General features: G+C 31.1%; 19 protein-coding genes, 9 tRNA genes and 4 pseudogenes. 12 read left to right on the top strand and 20 right to left on the bottom strand.

Annotated elements, in window-relative coordinates; translation table 11 throughout:
* Window positions 1-29: 29 nt before the first annotated feature.
* From N8M09_RS09245 to N8M09_RS09225, 5 genes and pseudogenes are all read left to right on the top strand, one after another.
* Window positions 30-269: a hypothetical protein gene (locus tag N8M09_RS09245; protein WP_261064965.1), complete on the top strand. Its 240-nt coding sequence runs from the start codon at window positions 30-32 to the stop codon at window positions 267-269.
* A 183-nt stretch (window positions 270-452) separates the two neighbouring features.
* A complete protein-coding gene (locus N8M09_RS09240; protein ID WP_261064964.1) occupies window positions 453-770 on the top strand; it encodes a hypothetical protein in 318 nt (105 codons plus the stop codon).
* A 98-nt stretch (window positions 771-868) separates the two neighbouring features.
* Window positions 869-1,648, top strand: coding sequence for a rolling circle replication-associated protein (locus N8M09_RS09235; protein ID WP_261064963.1), 780 nt, complete (start codon window positions 869-871; stop codon window positions 1,646-1,648).
* Window positions 1,649-1,652: 4 nt separating this feature from the next.
* Window positions 1,653-1,859, top strand: coding sequence for a DUF3173 domain-containing protein (locus N8M09_RS09230; RefSeq protein ID WP_261064962.1), 207 nt, complete (start codon window positions 1,653-1,655; stop codon window positions 1,857-1,859).
* Window positions 1,849-2,744 (top strand): annotated as a pseudogene (locus N8M09_RS09225) (tyrosine-type recombinase/integrase); the annotation flags it as partial. The gene N8M09_RS09230 and the pseudogene N8M09_RS09225, both read left to right, overlap by 11 nt.
* Here N8M09_RS09225 and N8M09_RS09220 read toward each other — a convergent pair.
* Together N8M09_RS09220 and N8M09_RS09215 are read right to left on the bottom strand one after the other, a co-directional pair.
* Window positions 2,720-2,932, bottom strand: a pseudogene (locus N8M09_RS09220) (DNA cytosine methyltransferase); the annotation flags it as partial. The pseudogenes N8M09_RS09225 and N8M09_RS09220 overlap by 25 nt on opposite strands.
* A gap of 18 nt (window positions 2,933-2,950) precedes the next feature.
* Window positions 2,951-3,151, bottom strand: a pseudogene (locus N8M09_RS09215) (hypothetical protein); the annotation flags it as partial.
* A gap of 157 nt (window positions 3,152-3,308) precedes the next feature.
* Here N8M09_RS09215 and N8M09_RS09210 point away from each other — a divergent pair.
* Window positions 3,309-4,172 carry an FRG domain-containing protein gene (locus N8M09_RS09210; protein WP_261064961.1) on the top strand — a complete coding sequence of 288 codons (864 nt, stop codon included), beginning with the start codon at window positions 3,309-3,311 and terminating at the stop codon, window positions 4,170-4,172.
* Window positions 4,173-5,214: 1,042 nt separating this feature from the next.
* Here the strand turns inward: N8M09_RS09210 and N8M09_RS09205 are convergent.
* The 4 genes from N8M09_RS09205 to N8M09_RS09190 form a co-directional block, all read right to left on the bottom strand.
* Window positions 5,215-5,583: a hypothetical protein gene (locus N8M09_RS09205; RefSeq protein ID WP_261064960.1), complete on the bottom strand. Its 369-nt coding sequence runs from the start codon at window positions 5,581-5,583 to the stop codon at window positions 5,215-5,217.
* Between the two features lie 453 nt (window positions 5,584-6,036).
* Entirely contained in the window at window positions 6,037-6,234 is a 198-nt protein-coding gene (locus N8M09_RS09200; protein WP_261064959.1) for a hypothetical protein, read from the bottom strand.
* Window positions 6,235-6,270: 36 nt separating this feature from the next.
* Window positions 6,271-7,083 (bottom strand): Nmad3 family putative nucleotide modification protein, encoded by an 813-nt coding sequence (locus N8M09_RS09195; protein ID WP_261064958.1) that lies wholly within the window; start codon window positions 7,081-7,083, stop codon window positions 6,271-6,273.
* Window positions 7,080-7,769 (bottom strand): hypothetical protein, encoded by a 690-nt coding sequence (locus tag N8M09_RS09190; RefSeq protein ID WP_261064957.1) that lies wholly within the window; start codon window positions 7,767-7,769, stop codon window positions 7,080-7,082. Before N8M09_RS09190 ends, N8M09_RS09195 begins: the two co-directional genes overlap by 4 nt.
* Window positions 7,770-8,163: 394 nt before the next feature.
* Here N8M09_RS09190 and N8M09_RS09185 point away from each other — a divergent pair, with 394 nt between their 5' ends.
* A complete protein-coding gene (locus N8M09_RS09185) occupies window positions 8,164-10,032 on the top strand; it encodes a hypothetical protein (RefSeq protein WP_261064956.1) in 1,869 nt (622 codons plus the stop codon).
* A gap of 152 nt (window positions 10,033-10,184) precedes the next feature.
* Here the strand turns inward: N8M09_RS09185 and N8M09_RS09180 are convergent, their stop codons facing one another.
* Window positions 10,185-10,637: a helix-turn-helix domain-containing protein gene (locus N8M09_RS09180; protein WP_261064955.1), complete on the bottom strand. Its 453-nt coding sequence runs from the start codon at window positions 10,635-10,637 to the stop codon at window positions 10,185-10,187.
* 235 nt (window positions 10,638-10,872) lie between these two features.
* Between N8M09_RS09180 and N8M09_RS09175 the strand changes: the two genes are divergently transcribed.
* From N8M09_RS09175 to N8M09_RS09155, 5 genes and pseudogenes are all read left to right on the top strand, one after another.
* A complete protein-coding gene (locus N8M09_RS09175) occupies window positions 10,873-11,334 on the top strand; it encodes a hypothetical protein (RefSeq protein ID WP_261064954.1) in 462 nt (153 codons plus the stop codon).
* Window positions 11,335-11,541: 207 nt separating this feature from the next.
* Window positions 11,542-12,585 carry a replication initiation factor domain-containing protein gene (locus N8M09_RS09170; RefSeq protein WP_261064953.1) on the top strand — a complete coding sequence of 348 codons (1,044 nt, stop codon included), beginning with the start codon at window positions 11,542-11,544 and terminating at the stop codon, window positions 12,583-12,585.
* 2 nt (window positions 12,586-12,587) lie between these two features.
* A complete protein-coding gene (locus tag N8M09_RS09165) occupies window positions 12,588-12,974 on the top strand; it encodes a hypothetical protein (RefSeq protein ID WP_084919925.1) in 387 nt (128 codons plus the stop codon).
* 47 nt (window positions 12,975-13,021) lie between these two features.
* Entirely contained in the window at window positions 13,022-13,216 is a 195-nt protein-coding gene (locus N8M09_RS09160) for a DUF3173 domain-containing protein (protein WP_153224482.1), read from the top strand.
* Window positions 13,217-13,219: 3 nt separating this feature from the next.
* A pseudogene (locus N8M09_RS09155) lies at window positions 13,220-14,352 on the top strand (tyrosine-type recombinase/integrase).
* A gap of 72 nt (window positions 14,353-14,424) precedes the next feature.
* Here N8M09_RS09155 and N8M09_RS09150 read toward each other — a convergent pair.
* From N8M09_RS09150 to N8M09_RS09090, 13 genes are all read right to left on the bottom strand, one after another.
* A complete protein-coding gene (locus tag N8M09_RS09150; RefSeq protein ID WP_261064952.1) occupies window positions 14,425-14,598 on the bottom strand; it encodes a hypothetical protein in 174 nt (57 codons plus the stop codon).
* A gap of 40 nt (window positions 14,599-14,638) precedes the next feature.
* On the bottom strand, window positions 14,639-15,172 hold the full coding sequence (locus tag N8M09_RS09145) for a hypothetical protein (protein WP_261064951.1): 534 nt from the start codon (window positions 15,170-15,172) through the stop codon (window positions 14,639-14,641).
* A gap of 85 nt (window positions 15,173-15,257) precedes the next feature.
* On the bottom strand, window positions 15,258-15,575 hold the full coding sequence (locus tag N8M09_RS09140) for a nucleotidyltransferase family protein (protein WP_261064950.1): 318 nt from the start codon (window positions 15,573-15,575) through the stop codon (window positions 15,258-15,260).
* An 18-nt stretch (window positions 15,576-15,593) separates the two neighbouring features.
* The gene (locus N8M09_RS09135) at window positions 15,594-15,776 is read right to left on the bottom strand and encodes a hypothetical protein (RefSeq protein WP_261064949.1); all 183 of its coding nucleotides are present in this window, start codon (window positions 15,774-15,776) and stop codon (window positions 15,594-15,596) included.
* Window positions 15,777-15,994: 218 nt separating this feature from the next.
* Window positions 15,995-16,078, bottom strand: a tRNA-Leu gene (locus N8M09_RS09130).
* 9 nt (window positions 16,079-16,087) lie between these two features.
* Window positions 16,088-16,159, bottom strand: a tRNA-Gln gene (locus N8M09_RS09125).
* A 13-nt stretch (window positions 16,160-16,172) separates the two neighbouring features.
* Window positions 16,173-16,245: transfer RNA gene (locus N8M09_RS09120), tRNA-His, on the bottom strand.
* Between the two features lie 14 nt (window positions 16,246-16,259).
* Window positions 16,260-16,330 (bottom strand) — tRNA-Trp (locus N8M09_RS09115).
* Window positions 16,331-16,334: 4 nt separating this feature from the next.
* Window positions 16,335-16,415 (bottom strand) — tRNA-Tyr (locus tag N8M09_RS09110).
* Window positions 16,416-16,432: 17 nt separating this feature from the next.
* Window positions 16,433-16,505: transfer RNA gene (locus N8M09_RS09105), tRNA-Phe, on the bottom strand.
* Window positions 16,506-16,508: 3 nt separating this feature from the next.
* Window positions 16,509-16,582: transfer RNA gene (locus N8M09_RS09100), tRNA-Met, on the bottom strand.
* A 9-nt stretch (window positions 16,583-16,591) separates the two neighbouring features.
* Window positions 16,592-16,681, bottom strand: a tRNA-Ser gene (locus tag N8M09_RS09095).
* Window positions 16,682-16,763: 82 nt separating this feature from the next.
* Window positions 16,764-16,837: transfer RNA gene (locus tag N8M09_RS09090), tRNA-Ile, on the bottom strand.
* Window positions 16,838-16,839 lie beyond the last annotated feature (2 nt).

The following is a 16,839-nucleotide window of genomic DNA, read 5'->3' as shown; positions in this document are numbered from 1 at the left end:
TATCTAAACAAGTGGAAAAAACTAACGACTTGGATAAATCAATAAAAAAAATTTGGGGAGATGTATCAGATTCAAATGAGGTTGATTTAGAGCGTCAAATCTTATACTTACATTCTCTTCAAAAGAAAAACGAAAAGGATACTAACATTGAAATACAATTTTTGAAATACGCTAATAAATCTTTAGCTAGCCGTGTCGCTTCTCTTGAGAAACGATTTGAAGAATTTGAAAAACAACGACACACTCATTTTTTCAAATTTTTAAAATAATTAATAATAAGAGTTGAAAGCATGCAGTTCGATTGAGGGCGGTTAGGTCGTGTCTGCGAGCGAGGGGGCAAATTGCCGTAGCTCGCAATGGCACGGAGATCCGCGGACGCACGAACTAAAGAGAACAAAATGCTTTTAACTGTTCCTCACTGCAAAGCAGTGATATAAGAAAGGATATACGAAATGAAATTAAATGATTTTTTGAAAACTGAACTACTTGGTAATAAATTTTACGCAGTTAAAGGATATAGTGAAGAACTTAATAGGGAAACAGGAAAACCAGAAGCACTAAGACTTAATGTTTCCATCCAAGACGATAGTAGCGATTTCTTTATGGAAATGATTACTGTTAAAGTTAAAACTATTACTCCCACCTTGTCAAAGCAAGAAATGTCTAATAATAAAACTAGACATGTAATTTTAAAAGATTTAAATATGGGACAGTATAATGGAAACTTGTGGTTTAACTGTTCTGATATTTTACCTGCAGAAAAAAATTGATAATGAAGGGACAAAGTCCCTTCTAGTTTATTTATTATATAAACAATATTTTGGCGAAATTCATCTAAGACATTCCCACTAATTTTGGATTAAATACTATGAAATATAATAAGAAAATCATACGTACTTCTTCTTATATTGAAATTTGGGAATATGAAAAAGCAATTTTTACTAATAGAAAACATAAGGAGTCTGCCAATGAAAGTGAACCAAGAAAAAGAAGAACATTTGAAGAACTGACTGAAAAAGAACAAAGGAAACGTCTTCAACGAATGAAACAAACTCGATTAAATGCAAAGTGGAAGTTACTTAGGTTAGTGGATTGTAATTTTGATGATAATACATCATTTTTGACTTTGACCACAAAAGAAAATATCCAAGATAGAAATAAATTTAAAAACTTACTAAAAACATTTATTAAGCGTTTTAACTATAACATTTTTCAAACAAAGAAAAATCAATTAAAATATATAGCAGTTTTAGAAAAACAAAAGCGTGGTGCTTGGCATGCTCATATTTTGCTTTTTGATGTTCCCTATATCCCTCATAATCAGTTACTCAAACTTTGGGGACATGGAGCAGTACGAATAAATAAAGTTAATGTTGATAGCAAAGATAATAGAGGGAGATATGTTACAAAGTATTTTGAAAAAGTAATCGGTCAAGAACTCCTTGATAATTTTGGAAAACATCCTTATTTATCTTCAAACAATCTAAAACAACCAATCATTAATACAAATTATGTCCCATTTGATTATAAATTCTCAAATGAAGAAATCGTATATGAAAGCGAATATAACAGTAAAATTTATATAGGGGGCGAATATATTGATAATAATGTAAAATACAAAAAAATTAAATTAAATATTAAGGAGTAAAACAATGATTGCAACAATAAATAAAGATGACTTAGTTGCCCTTGGATTTTCCGAAGGCACCTCTAAACGAATTATACGGCAAGGTAAGAAACTTCTTGGCACAAGAGGTTTTAATGTCTATCAAAATAAACGTATTGGTACAATCCCAGCTACTATTGCAAATGAACTACTAGGATTTGATATTTCAGTAGGTATAGAAAATGACCGTTAGGAAAGAAAAAAATGGAACTTGGACAGTTGATATATCTGATGGATTTCACCCTATAACGCAAAAAAGAATCCGAGTTGTTCGAAAAGGTTCAAAAACAAAAAAGGAAGCTTTAGAACTTGAACAACATCTCCGAATTGTTGACTTGAAAGAAAAACGTTTTGATTTTTTAATAACAACTGATATGCTTTTTGAATTGCTTGAAGAAGAAGACATACAAAATAATAGAAAAATTAGTTACCTAAGTACTCAAAAAAATAATTATGAAAGGCATATAAAACCATACTTTCAAAATGTAAATCTGAATAAGTTAAGTTATGAAAATATTTTTGAATTCAGAGAATACTTAAAAACTAAACCAAAAAACAAAATGATAATCAACATCTAAGTAATAACACTATCAATAAAATAATAATACTTCTCAAAAAAATATTTGATACCGGTGTGAGAAAGTCCTTAATTGATAAAAACCCTGTTGAAAATTTGAGAAAGTTACCAATCAATAAGAAGACAATCACATTTTGGAGTGTAGAAGAATTTGCTAGATTTAGAAAACTTATTACCAAAGAAGAAAAAAGCTACGATCTTTTCTTTACACTTGCTTTCTTTACAGGTATGAGAATGGGGGAAATTCTTGCTTTAAACTGGCATGATATAAATTTATTAACTAACACTATTCATGTTACTAAAACGGCTTACTTTTTGAATAAAAGAAACCATATAAACTCAACAAAAACAAGAGCAGGCACAAGGTACATTACAATTAATAACAAATTAGCAGATATGATGAGAGATTGGAAACAAGAACAAGCTACATTACTAAAAGAGTTTATTGATGATATCGACAATCTTCAGGTTATTCAAAGTTCACCTTTAGCGATTGAAAAATGATCCTCAAGGTCGAGTTTTGAAATATTAGCAATATCATCATGAACAACATTCCACTCTGGACGATTAAATTTCAATGTTTTTGAGGCAGATTCATCAAACTCAACTAAACCAATAGTTTCAAATCCAGCTTTTTCGATACCTAGTGCTAAACCACCAGCACCAGCAAATAGTTCTATTGCTTTCACCTTATCTCCAAATCTAAGCTAAGAATTAATAAAGTTAATTATACCATTTTTAAGAAACAATAAAAACAAAATAACTTTACTAAATTTCAAATTCAAGTTAGCCAGCAAGAGAAATTCTCTAGAAAACTTGTAGCTCAAGTATTTTTCAGGATAATTCTTAGTTCCTTTAGGTAACCATCTACGAATGAACCTATCGTGATTTTCATTAGTTCTCTTTTCCAATTAGAGGAGCACCTTCTCTATGCCTTTCTTATGTTTGTAGTTGAACAACAAGTATAACACAAAGGTGTTTTCTTATGCCTAAATTAGCTGTAAACTCTTAATTATTTATGATATAATATTAAAAAATCAAATTAATATGAAGGAGTATATTATTATGCCGATTTATTACAACTCTGAGGAAATTACTAGTGTGGAGGAATTCCTAACACTCATTTTTGATTATGCAAGGAATAACCCTCACGAACTTTGGTATAGGGGGCATAGAAGCCAAGACTGGAAACTACGGCCGAGTCTTTTTAGAAAGGAAGTTTTAGATATGCCAGATGATGGCTCTATACATCCAATAAAATACAAAAATTTTATGGATTTCAACGTGGCTTTAAAACAGTATAGAGATGAATTGAGAGAAACAATTCTAGATGACAGGCTTAATCTGTTTCATTATACTTTTCTTGCTCAACATTATGGAATGCCGACGCCAGCATTAGATTGGTCTACTGATCCTCTGATAGCTTTGTACTTCGCGGTAGATGGCTTTGAGTACACTAACGAAGATGAATTTCCAGTTGTCTATATCTTAAATCCCACAAGATTAAATGAGAATTCAGCAATGAAATATAAAGAAGGGAATCGCACGGTAAGTGAGGTATACTGTATAGATGAAGCTGATGATGAACTATTTGATTACTGTTTTTCAGATCTGAATGACACTCCGTTTGTTACAATTCCCTTTGCTGTAAAAAGTGATTATGATTTGAAGTCACAAAGGATATCAAGACAATCAGGAGTATTTACTCTGCACGAAGCTAGATACCATAGAGGTGTTGAGTGGATTAATTTTACCGCAGATGATGGAGAAAAAATGGGTGTTGCTCTAAAGATTTCTCCATCTAGTGTAGAATTGATTAAAAATCAACTTAAGATTCTCAATTTAACTCCAGAAACTATATATGGTAAGGAAGCAACAATACTAGAAGAAAAAGCAAAGTCTATTTCAACAGAAGCTCCAAAAATATAATAATATTTCACAGTTGAAATTCCAACGTTAACTCTCTTAACCTTGACTAACTTATCAGGCGAAAACTTTTAGTTATGATAGTGGGGGAGTTCTCCCGACAAGAGTAACAACTTCTATATTAGACTTCCCTTCTTTCTTCCTCGATTAGATGATTGCTTTCGATTATCAAATATTTTGCTTTTATAATACAATTTATTCGCATATCTGTGGCTTTCTTGTGTCTGTGGTTAAAAACAAGTATAACACAGAGGTGTTTTCTTAGGCTTAATTAGGCTTTCATTTGACAAAAAAGTCCCTTTGTAACTGTTAAATAAGTTATTAACCAGTTTAAGCATCTAACTTTTAAGAATTATGGTTGTCTAACTTCATTATATAACTTTCAAACAAAATACCTTTATCAGATAGATGAAGAAAAAAAGAAATTGGTATAAAATGGTAATTAAATATAGGTTAGACATAAAAAGACAAGGCTCGAAAACCTTGTCTTTATTACTATACCGGCTGCCGGGGTCGAACCGGCACGTCCTTGCGGACACTGGATTTTGAGTTCTATGAATACACTTTTTTAATCTTATATCCTTGATTTAATAGGGTTTTAGGACTTTTGAATCTTTCAAAATAGACTCATTTTTCAAATTTTAGTAACTTTTTAGTAACCTGTTCAAGATACGGATGTATAGCCCAGATAAAGACAATTCAAATTAGATTACGTCTATCTATTCACTTACCTTTTATTTGCTTTAATTCCTTTATCTCTTTTAGAATACTAAAAATATAGACACTAAATAGAACTACACCTAAAAAAGATAAAACAAAGAAACCAAACGTAAGTTTTCCTCCCATACCAGATACTACTCCAAGGGATAAAATACCGATAGCCATTATGGAAATTATGAGGATAAACCACAAGTAAATCATGTAAAACTTATAAAGATAGCAAAAGGACTCAGTCTTGTGCAATACAGAACTAAATCCTTTGGATAAATTAATTGTCTAACTTTTTGGGGTCTGTACAAAACAATGCTTTTTGTTATTCAAGTTTTTAGCAAGATTCCTTACTTTTATAAATCAAGTCATCTAGCCCTCTTTTGCTGATAGTGACCATTTCCTCAAATATCATATCGCCGATAAGCAAAGTTGCTGCAGCGGTTCCTACAGGAAGCAAGACCAAAAGAATTACCCCTTGTTTTTTCAGATCATCGAAAAATGATTTAAAGCGCAAACCTGATTCTATATGTGATTTTTTATCAAAATGTTCAAGAACAAAGAAAAAGAGAATACCAATCAGTACAGTGAGACCTGACAAAGAAAGTTCAGGTATTATCTTTGTCAAAGACAATACTGCCATTAGAAACAAACCAATGATCGTAGTATATACAGACTTTTTATCTATTTTAGCAAAATCAGGCATAAATATTTCTCCTCAACGTTAGTAGGGCGACATGGTTATTCATTTGTCCTGAATTGTCAAACTAGGTGCACAATTCAAGACTTAAAAAACTTTCGCCAAAAGATTTCTAGGATTTCACGAGCAAAGTTACACACTCAACAATTCGCTGTTGTCGTTGGTAATCGAGTTCTATGAATACACTTTTTAAATCTTATATCCTTGATTTAACAATGTTTTAAGACTTTTAAATTTTATAAAATAGACTCTTTTCCCAAATTTCAGTAACTTTTAGGTAACACTCCATACCTTATCGTTCTATGAGCATCATCAGAGAATAGACGATATATCCCAACAGGTTAAATTCATCCAGAAGTATTCAAGACACTTGTACTTTTATTTGAGGTATATGGAATATTAACAAACTAGACATAAATTAGGTCTAGTTTTTGTATAAATGACTCTAATATTTTTCTTTTAGATAATTCCTAAAGCATTTTTTACTACTCTAATACCATCATCAATACTTCCGGCATACTTGATGTTTTGCTTAGCTTGGTCAATTTGAAAATCTGAAACAACTGTTCCTGGTGTCAAACTTTGACTATCAAATCCATTCGAAACTATAAACGTGTATTTCCCAGTCCAATCTTTTTCAACAGTTAATGTAATCATTTTATTTTCTCCTTTTTTTAGAGTAAGTGTTTTTTATTATTTTAACATAAATAACTCTTTAGCCCAAGAATTTGATAATTCATTTTCTAACAAAACTTTTTCTTGCCATATACCAGAATATTTTAAACCACAATCTTTGGCAGAATTTTTATGATTCCCATTTATATTTTCAGGCATAAGCGCTGGTATCTCTTTCCATACACTTCTTGATTTACCATTCATTGTTAATACTCTGTCATCATGAAAATTAAAAGTTCCATATCCTTTTTCTTGAGGTAAAAATGATAAGTTTTCACTTGGGATATAAAGTATATTTGATTGCAAATTACTCATATGGTCGCAAGAATGAGGATGAAATGGGTACATATTCTGCAAACATTCTTTATCATTCGTCATGTCACCAATTTGCAAATAACCATAAATGATATTTAAATCAGGTGCATCTTTCTTAAAACACAATGTTCCATTGTAAATATCCCCTTCAGCTTGTCTAAACCATCCAAAAAATAGAAAAAGGTCACCGATAGAAACATTATGATTTCGTAATATTCCCTGAGAACTTTTAATTTGGCCAAATGCTGGCTTCCAATTAGAGACAGAATTATTCCTAATATTTTCTCTTATGTCCGGGTCAAGATGACAATTAAAATGATTTGTTTTATCTTCCTTCCCTTTTAATTGTTTTAATATATCTGAAAATAATACTCCATTATAGTTTAAATCGTCAAAAGATATAGTATCAAATTTAGCAGGTATTGGTAACGAAAGTAGGGTTCCATCAGGTAGTATAGGACTCGGGATACCACCGTTAGATGAATCAAATCCTTTTCTTGATAAAATTATTTTCAAAATTCTTTTCCTCGTATAAAGAATGGGTGATAAGGCAAATTCATTACTTTGTTTTGTGAACCAAGAATAGTCTCAGCAAATTCCATTAATTCTAATACATCAGTAAATCTCTCTTCCGAATTATAAAATCCATTTTTTGCATTCCATCTTGGGAATGGTTTCCCATTAATTCTTGCTCGCTCTCCCATCGGAAAAAAATCTAAAATTTCTTTAGGAATTTTAAGTGGAGACTTACCAAAATAATTAAAACGGTCTGCAAGAATCACTACTTCATTCATAAAACTAGATTGGTTTAATCCATTCTTTTCAATCAGCCATTGATAAGTATAAGCATCTCTTCTATTATTAGATTTTGGAGATAGTAAATATTCTTTCATTGTTAAAATTTCACTAATTTTAGCAACAAAAATTAGATGATTATATTTTGGAGTGATAAACATTCCTTGCTCATCTCTCCATTGTTTTCCATCGTTTGAATGCCCTGCTACAGCCATTATGTAAGCATCTACAGACTTCGAGTTTATTTTATCAGCCCAGTTCTTTTTGATATTCCTTCTTAACTGAAGCATACACCCTCCTTCAGTAAGTAAATGGGGAGTTGTATCATAATTTTCTGTAAAAACACAAGGATTGATACCATAATCATGAGTCATTCTATAGCAGTAAAAAATGGTTTGTTTGTCCACCCTTTTGTATCTCCTTCTCTCCAAAATTTTTTGTATTCTAATTAAATATAGTATATCAAAAATACTTTTTTGAAGAAAGGAATTTTGAGTTCAATTCCTACATTTTTTCAACTTAAAACCTTGATTTAATAAGGTTTTAAAGTCTTTAGTTTTCACAAAATAGAGCAATTTTTCAAATTTTAGTAACTTTTTGGTAACCGAAGAGAAGTCTCAATTTGATGTTCTCTGACACTAAAAATATCTTATAAATAAATAATTTAATGGTATACTAACATTAAGTAACTATATCCTACAAGCTCATCATTATAATACTAAAGCGGATATGGGAAATTATGATTTAACAAAAATCGTCGATGGTATAAAGACCTAATTAATAGAAAGGAATGCCACGTATATGTCAAACCAAAGATTTCATACTTCTAACAATGTAATAGAGCCATATCAATACGATATAGCTCTGAACTACATTGAAGCTTATAGACCTTCAACTGAAATTAATAATTTAATAGAAACCTATTTAATCCTGAAATTAATTAAAAAAGAAAATGAATTTTCTAAATTCAAACATCTAATTTCAAAATTTCATAACGATATATCCAAGAATTTCCCAATTACCATTTTTGAAATAGACTATGATAGCATTGATATTTTTTATAAAGACATATTCTGGGAGTTAGTACTATTCTTAGGAAAAATTAATAAAGATGATGTTAGTCAGTTTGAATCATACATTAAAAAATATAATATCCAGACAGTAAATCTTAAAAATGTTACAAAACTGATTGACCTATTTCCGCAAGTTATCAAAGAAAATTTTCTCTCTCTGTCCAGAAATATAGAATTTTTCTTGAATCATCAATCAGGAAAATTCACAGATTCTAATGGTTTATACATTAAATTAGGTATCACAAATGAAGAGATAAATAATCTAGCAAGAGAATATTGTCAGACAGATAGTATTAACCCCAACTATTTACAATCAATTGTTGAGTATAAAAAATTAAGCAAATATGAGTTTGATGATGAGATTAAGCTTTTAGCTAAAAGAAAAAGTGATAAATTTTGGGAAAAACATTTTGAAACTAATGAAGGGTTCCAATACTCTATATCAGTTGGTATCAAGTCTTTAGATTCTGATAAATTATATGAGCCTATTAAGAATGGTATTCTTTTAAATAAAATTATACTAGATGAACATCATGATTTTCCGACATTACTAAATAATTATATTTATTTACTTGGCTTCTTTAATCATGAATCGGGATTGCCTTGGCTAGTTGCGAATGAAGAAACATTCAGTTTCACTCGTTACTTTTCTCACAAATCAAATGCTCATTATGATTCCTATTTTCCTCAATTAAAACTTTGTCACAATTTGTTATTTCAGGCATATTTTGATTACTTAAAACAAAATGAAATTGATGTCGAAGAGATAATAGAATGGTATTTCAATATTTACCTTGAAACAGAGTTAGATATAAAAGGTTTTCATTTCCATGCTTCCAATAAAGAATCTTCTTATTACGAAAGAGGAAAATCGATAATTTGTGAAATGGATAGTATCTTAGACCAATACGAACTATTTGTTAGAAATGGGGAAATCAACCAAGATTTATTAGAGATTAAATCTAAAGCCTCCTCTTATGCTTCATTAAAATCATTCAATGAGAAAAAATTTATCAAATTGAACAACACTCCTGATAATTCTGTATTGTTCTCTGCGCTTTTTTCTGAACAGAGTCTACTTGGCTTCATTTCATCAAAAAATGACAACAAAACCTTCTTTAAACATATAATAGATGGTATAAAGATTACAGATTTTGCTGATTATCAGGTAGAACAAATAAAAATTCTAATAGAAAAGAACATTTTAAAACTATCAAATGATGTAATAAAATTTACAAATTTCCAAGAAATTAACATTTTGAATAAATTATGGAAGTCAGGTACTTATTGCCTATACTATAAAGATAAATTGATACTAGATATTGCAGAAGACCTTTGTAAGAAAGGGTATTGTGAATATTCAGATAATCTTTTTTCTGAATATGAAAGTAATTATTTATCTTATATTTTGGATGATAAAAAATATGGTAACGGCTTAAAGATAAGAAATAAATTTTCTCATGGTAAATTTGGATATAAAAAAGAAGAAGAACATTTACAAAATTATTTAGAGTTACTTCAGATTGTCATTTTTTATGTGATGAGAATCAATGATGAATTGGAGTACTATACAACTTTAAAACACTCTTATAAGTGATACTAAATTCTAGTGAACTATTAAGTTGAGTAAAAGAAAAATAGCCTTATCTTCTTGATAAGGCCATTTTTTAGTTACAGTATCCTATAAACTATTTTCTACATATTTATAGCTAGCTTGAACTTCATCAAAGATTTTAATTAAATTGTATATTAATTTGGAAAATCTTGAAACTCCAATTGCACTTCTTTAAAAATAGTGTTAATTACTTCTCGTTCAATTTTATCTAAGTTATGCTCTACAATTAAATTATTTTTTAAGTTTAGCAAACCAATTTTATCATTTCTTTGCATTATTTCAAATAAAATGGCAAATTTAAAACTATCTCTCTCTTCTTTCGACCAATTTCTTATATCACTTACATCATAGTCATCCAAAAATCTAACTAATTTTACTTTTGAATATATTGTTTGTCCTAACAACTCATCAGTAGTCGTATTAAAAATTTGAGCTAGTTTAACAACGTTTTCCAGTTTGGGTTCCGTCTTTCCATTTTCCCAGTCACTATATGTATTTCGTTTTACACCCAGTAATTCGGCTATTTCTTGTTGTTTCAGCCCCTTATTCTTTCTTAATCTCTTTATATTATCTCCAAAAATGCTCATATTTTCTCCTAATTAATTTAAAATGTCGAATATTGCGACATTTTTCTTGACAATTTCTAAAAACGAGTGTATTATAAATATGTCGGATAAACCGACATTTCTAAATAATAAAAATTTTATCGGAGGTAAATGCCTATGATTGTATTAAAAAGTCTTTGATAATCACGACAAAATCAAAGACTAAACAAAATTTCTATAAGACCATTATACCACACTTTCGTTAGAACGGGGGAATATGGATATAAATAAACTTGTTTCCTCGGTTGACGGTTTAAACTCTGTCAGTACTGCTAAAAAATGGATAACCTTGATAAAGGACATTAGTGGTCATGAGTTTAAAAAAGTTCAAGCAAGGAATAGTAGGCAGTTTGTAAGTTTTTATAACTTCACTGACGATGATGTTGAGGATTTCAGGACGATTGCTTATTTGAAAAACGAGATGTCATTAAAAGATGCTATAAGGGAAACTTATGGAGATATTCATAAACATAAGGAAAACACCCTTACTCAGCAACTCGAAACCCTTAAAGAAGATTTTATTACCTTGAATGATAATTTTAAGAATTTGTATTCTAGTAATAAAAAACTGCAAATAAAATTCCAACGATTGGAAAAAGAGCAAGAAGAAATTCTCTCTACACTTGAACTACTTCCATTTGGTGCTTGGGAAAAAGCTCGAAGGAAGTTCGGCAAGTAGGTTTGTTACGGTCAGCGAGTATGTTACCGCAGACCGTAACAAATTGTAAGCGCAGACGAACAACAAAGAGCTTTTTCAAGGTTGGTGAGGGTGTGTAGTAACACCACCCTCTGCAAGTCAGGTGTATTATCGAAAGAATGCATTATTATCAAGGTTTTTCACGGTTTTTAAGGTGGTGAAATTAGGCAAAAAGTTGAGTCAAAATTTATGGCAAAAAACGAGAATTTACGTTCTGTTTTTGACTGGATTCAGATCCAGTTTAATACATTCGACTTTTCACTGGAAGAGATAGTTGAAGATATCTTACTTCTTGATACAGAGCTATTTATTATAGATAAGGGCAGTCTTAAATACTATGAATATGACTCTCAGATAAACTATGGTAATATTCGTATCTACTATGGTGATGAAGAAAATTCTTTCATGCTGGTCATGTCAGGACAAGCATTAGAATTCTATCGAGATATGGTTTTAACCCCAAAGGGACTTTCTGAACGTCACTTCTTGGATAATCTATATTCCAATTATAAGTCATTTTCAGTAAGAAGAATTGATATCGCAATAGACGATTTTATTGAAATTCCTTACTTCACTCCAAATCAACTTTCTAAAATTTGTAGAAAAAACCGCTTCCTATATGGTAAGAGTAACTACTACATTACGTACGGAGATGAGAAAACGGGACAAACCTTATATTTAAGAAAACCTAATGATGATGATGAAAGACTTAGAATATATGATAAATGCTTAGAACGAGCATCTAAGCTCGGTGTCAGCAAGAGATTTATTGAAAATTGGATAAGAACGGAGTTAGAACTTAGGAAAGAGAGAGCCCACTACTTCATTCAAGAATGGCTTAAGGGCGAAATAGACCTTCTAAACTTTACAAAGGGATATCTAAAGGATAAAGTGAAGTTTTATACTGATAGTCAATTTTCAAAGCCTCTAAGGTCTTGGGAAAAATTCTTAGGTTCGTCAACTCCAGTTACTATTACTATTTCAAAAACAAAGACAGAACTAGAAAAAAAGTTAGATTGGTTTGTCTTTAAAGGTTCTGGAGCCATTCTAAGAGCATATAAGTTTCTCTATGAAAATGGATTACTATTTGAACAAGAGAAAGAGAACTTTGAAAAATTAGAAGCTTTGGAGTTTCCTCCAGAGTTAGCAAGTCAACTCATAGAAAGGGTAATATTCTTCAAAAGAGAAGATTTAATACCAAAAATTAAGGATAACATAAAAAGGAGAAATTAAACATGGCAAAAATGCTATCACAAAATGACTGGAATTTCGATAACATCGGAACGAAATTTGAATTGGATGAGGTACTTCCAAAATTTGAAACAGAAGTCAGAGCCGATGAAAATGGCGAGATTATCAAAAATAGTGATGGAAGCGAAAGACGATTTAATACCCAAAAGATTGTTGGTTGGAAATATAATATTACTATCAAAGATGGACCATTTAAGAAGAAATCAACACAAGTATCCGTTGACAATCCTGAACCATTAGTTGATAATGATTATATTCAAGCAATGGATGAAGTACCTGTTACATTTGAAAATCTTCGAGCTTCAATGATTAGCAAAACGATGTATTATAAGGCTGATGCTATTCATTTGGTAAATAATAAGCAAAAATAATTCAATGGCTAGGGGAGTAAATTTATAAAATTATCAAAGGAGAACCAATGATTAAAACCGTAACAAAAGATGATTTGATTGAACTTGGATTCAGCCCTGGTACCGCAAGAAAAATTATACATACTGGGAAAGTACTACTAGTCAATCGTGGCTTTTCTATCTATAACAATAAACGAATCGGTACTATTCCAGCAACTATTGCAGAAGAACTTCTAGGACTGGAACTGCAGAAAGAAGCATAGAATATGGCTATTCGTAAAAATAAAGATGGTTCTTGGATTGTCGATGTTTCGAATGGTATTAATGCTGTCACGCTTAAACAACGTAGAATAGTTAGAAAAGGCTTTAAAACGAAAAGGGAAGCTCTGGAAGCTGAACAGTATTTAAGAAGTGTAGAACTAAAGGAAAAAAGCTTTGGTTCAAAAGTAACAATAGATATTCTTTATAAGCTATTAAAAGAAGAAGATAAAACAAATAATAGAAAAAAGAGTTATATCGATACACAAGAAAATAACTACAACAAGCATATAAAAGATTACTTCTCAAAAGTTTATGATGTTTCAAAACTCACTTATGAAGATATCTATCAATTTCGAGAAGATTTAAGAGAAAAAAATGCCAAAAACTCTGATAAGTATTTGAATCCGAACACAATCAATAAAATAATGATTTTATTGAAAAAAATATTAGATGTAGGATTAAGAAAAGGGTATTATAACGATAATCCTGTTAGACTACTTAAAAAACTACCAATAGAAAAAAGAAAAATGAATTTTTGGACTGTGAAAGAATTTAAGCATTTCCTTTCTCTATTTGAGAAAGATGAATATAATGTTGAACTACTTTTTACAGTATATTCTTCACTGGACTGAGACTAGGAGAAGCACTTGCACTTACGTGGAGGGACATAGAATTTCCCACAAGTACAATTCATGTAATTAAGTCAGTATACGTTAATAATGGTGAGGAACATATTAGTAGTACAAAGACAAAAGCTGGTACTAGAAGAATCATTATTCATAACAAACTAATAAAGACATTAGAAGAATGGAAAACAGAACAGAAACAAAAATTAAAAGTATTTACAAATAACACCGAAGAGCTTCAAATATTTCAGAACAGCCCAATTAGTCTTACAAAAAATTCAATTGAAAAACAATACAAAAAAATCCTTGCCAGAGATAATAGTTTGAAAAAAATAAGAATACATGATTTTAGACATTCGCACGCATCTCTCTTAATAAATCAAGGTGAAGATTATCTAGTTGTCAAAGAAAGATTAGGTCACGCATCAATAACTACAACTATTGACACATACTCCCACTTATATCCTAGTAAGCAACGAGATTTAGCAGATAAACTAAATGATTTATTTTAAAAAGAACAGCTAGAATAAAAGCTGTTCTTTTTCTTATTAAAAATATAAATAACTCAGTTCTACAAAAAAAGATTACTTAGTATTCTCACGAACCATTCTTTCAAAGTAATTATCTATACTTTCGAAACTTTTAGTTATTCCCTCCGTTTTATACTTTTCTAAACTTTCCTTAATTGCATTCTGAGTGAATTCATTATACTCGGTTATATCTCTCATACGAGGATTATTATCTAATTTTTCTACCATAGCTCCCTCCAATTTCTATACATCTATCGAATTTTTAAGATTATTTCAAACTCAATATCATCAAAATTTTTCTTTTAATCGTTAATTTAGTTTTATAAGAAGGTGAATCTGAATTACCATTAAACCCATTGTACCTGAAAACATACTCACCTATCTCCCCAGTACTCGTTTCCCATTTCACTTTAAAAAATGGAGCACCTTCAGGTAAAATAGTACTAATTACAATACACGTATGATTTCTAATATTTATTTTAGAATCCCTTAATTTCTCTATTTCCTTACAGTTCTTTCCATATGAAATATCAATAAAATCTAATTTTTTAATATCGACATTCTTAGGATAAAGTAAAAAGTAATTTACATGTGGTTCATCTTTAATATAATCGTATTCATGAATAAACTCAAAACGACTGTTTAAAGAATCAAAATCCTCAAGTTTAATTTTTTCTAATGAAACGTTATCAGAATAGTAATTTTGGTTAAAAGTAACTTTCAAAATAACACCAATAAATGTGATAATTTGAAGAATTCTAAGAATCCAATCAATCCATGATGCAAAAATAGAAAAATCCATTATAATCCTCCAAGTAAATATTCCAAAGTATATTCAACAACAAATTAATCAAAAAACAATTTTATATTATTAAAGAATTAACAATTTAAACAATCGATTTGTGGTATAAAAGAATCCTATCATTTAAGAAACTCTTCTTTACCAGTGCTCCTATATTGGTTCTAGGTGACAATAGATCACTAACCAATAGAATATCTACATTACCACCAAAGATGCTCGAAAGACTTCCATAAACGTCCATATATTTTGATACGTCTTCTAATTCTAAAGCAATATCTATATCACTATTTTCATCTTCTTCCCCTCTTGCATAAGAACCAAAAAGATAAACTTTAGATATATTATATTGCTTAGCTATAGGAATAATCTTAGCCTCAATATCATCTAATGTGTAAATCACCATAAATCTCCCCTTTATTTTCTAAACATTTGACACTATCTCCACATATTCAGGGAACTCATCATCAGCAAAGAATTTATCAATATCGTCTTGTTTACTAAAATCAACTTTAACAAGTATTGATTTCTCTTTCACTAATGTTTTAATATCTTTTTTTGCTTGTGCTACTAATTCTTTTGAATATCCTTCATCATATTGTGACATAGCATTCCTCCTTGATTAGTCATAAATCTATTGTATAGTTTTCTGTAAAATGATTCAAGAATCTTTAACAATAATATAAAAATAGATAAGGATATAGTGACAGTTAGTCTAGTCGAGAAACAAGAAAAAATATAAATTAGTAATTTTAAGTAACTTTGAAACAAAAATCAATTGAGAAAATAAAAAAACAAGGCTCGAAAACCTTGTCTTTATTACTATACCGGCGGCCGGGGTCGAACCGGCACGTCCTTGCGGACACTGGATTTTGAGTCCAGCGCGTCTGCCAATTCCGCCACGCCGGCAAATAGTAACTGGGGTAGCTGGATTCGAACCAACGCATGAGGGAGTCAAAGTCCCTTGCCTTACCGCTTGGCTATACCCCAATAATATAAAATAGGCGAGTGATGGGGATCGAACCCACGCATGCCAGAGCCACAATCTGGTGTGTTAACCACTTCACCACACCCGCCATAATTCTATTAACACGGGCAGTAGGAATTGAACCCACACTGAAGGTTTTGGAGACCTTAGTTCTACCTTTAAACTATGCCCGTAAAATGGAAGGGGAGGGATTCGAACCCCCGAACCCGAAGGAGCGGATTTACAGTCCGCCGCGTTTAGCCTCTTCGCTACCCTTCCAAAATATAATATATAAATGGCGCGAGACGGAATCGAACCGCCGACACATGGAGCTTCAATCCATTGCTCTACCAACTGAGCTACCGAGCCTTATTGCGGGAGCAGGATTTGAACCTACGACCTTCGGGTTATGAGCCCGACGAGCTACCGAGCTGCTCCATCCCGCGTTAATGAAAAGGAGGATGTGGGATTCGAACCCACGCACGCTTTTACACGCCTGACGGTTTTCAAGACCGTTCCCTTCAGCCGGACTTGGGTAATCCTCCAAAATAGTTTATACGGGAACAAACCCGTGTCCTCTTAGTGAAAAGATAATATTTCAATTCTCTAGTAATGGACTAAACACTATGGGCACGAGTGGACTCGAACCACCGACCTCACGCTTATCAGGCGTGCGCTCTAACCACCTGAGCTACGCGCCCAA

The organism is Streptococcus mitis, from assembly GCF_946190375.1.
Taxonomy (GTDB): Bacteria; Bacillota; Bacilli; order Lactobacillales; family Streptococcaceae; genus Streptococcus; species Streptococcus mitis_CJ.
Note: the sequence above shows the minus strand (reverse complement) of the source record. Positions and strands in the feature narration are given on the sequence as shown.

What these genes read in the sequence shown, in the direction of transcription:
- N8M09_RS09200 (WP_261064959.1), bottom strand. Translation starts at nt 6,234, where the DNA reads ATGATTACATTAACTGTTGAAAAAGATTGGACTGGGAAATACACGTTT.
- N8M09_RS09145 (WP_261064951.1), bottom strand. Translation starts at nt 15,172, where the DNA reads ATGGATTTTTCTATTTTTGCATCATGGATTGATTGGATTCTTAGAATT.
- N8M09_RS09170 (WP_261064953.1), top strand. Translation starts at nt 11,542, where the DNA reads ATGGCAAAAAACGAGAATTTACGTTCTGTTTTTGACTGGATTCAGATC.
- N8M09_RS09185 (WP_261064956.1), top strand. Translation starts at nt 8,164, where the DNA reads ATGTCAAACCAAAGATTTCATACTTCTAACAATGTAATAGAGCCATAT.
- N8M09_RS09210 (WP_261064961.1), top strand. Translation starts at nt 3,309, where the DNA reads ATGCCGATTTATTACAACTCTGAGGAAATTACTAGTGTGGAGGAATTC.
- N8M09_RS09160 (WP_153224482.1), top strand. Translation starts at nt 13,022, where the DNA reads ATGATTAAAACCGTAACAAAAGATGATTTGATTGAACTTGGATTCAGC.
- N8M09_RS09235 (WP_261064963.1), top strand. Translation starts at nt 869, where the DNA reads ATGAAATATAATAAGAAAATCATACGTACTTCTTCTTATATTGAAATT.
- N8M09_RS09140 (WP_261064950.1), bottom strand. Translation starts at nt 15,575, where the DNA reads ATGGTGATTTACACATTAGATGATATTGAGGCTAAGATTATTCCTATA.
- N8M09_RS09150 (WP_261064952.1), bottom strand. Translation starts at nt 14,598, where the DNA reads ATGGTAGAAAAATTAGATAATAATCCTCGTATGAGAGATATAACCGAG.
- N8M09_RS09230 (WP_261064962.1), top strand. Translation starts at nt 1,653, where the DNA reads ATGATTGCAACAATAAATAAAGATGACTTAGTTGCCCTTGGATTTTCC.
- N8M09_RS09240 (WP_261064964.1), top strand. Translation starts at nt 453, where the DNA reads ATGAAATTAAATGATTTTTTGAAAACTGAACTACTTGGTAATAAATTT.
- N8M09_RS09180 (WP_261064955.1), bottom strand. Translation starts at nt 10,637, where the DNA reads ATGAGCATTTTTGGAGATAATATAAAGAGATTAAGAAAGAATAAGGGG.
- N8M09_RS09205 (WP_261064960.1), bottom strand. Translation starts at nt 5,583, where the DNA reads ATGCCTGATTTTGCTAAAATAGATAAAAAGTCTGTATATACTACGATC.
- N8M09_RS09135 (WP_261064949.1), bottom strand. Translation starts at nt 15,776, where the DNA reads ATGTCACAATATGATGAAGGATATTCAAAAGAATTAGTAGCACAAGCA.
- N8M09_RS09165 (WP_084919925.1), top strand. Translation starts at nt 12,588, where the DNA reads ATGGCAAAAATGCTATCACAAAATGACTGGAATTTCGATAACATCGGA.
- N8M09_RS09175 (WP_261064954.1), top strand. Translation starts at nt 10,873, where the DNA reads ATGGATATAAATAAACTTGTTTCCTCGGTTGACGGTTTAAACTCTGTC.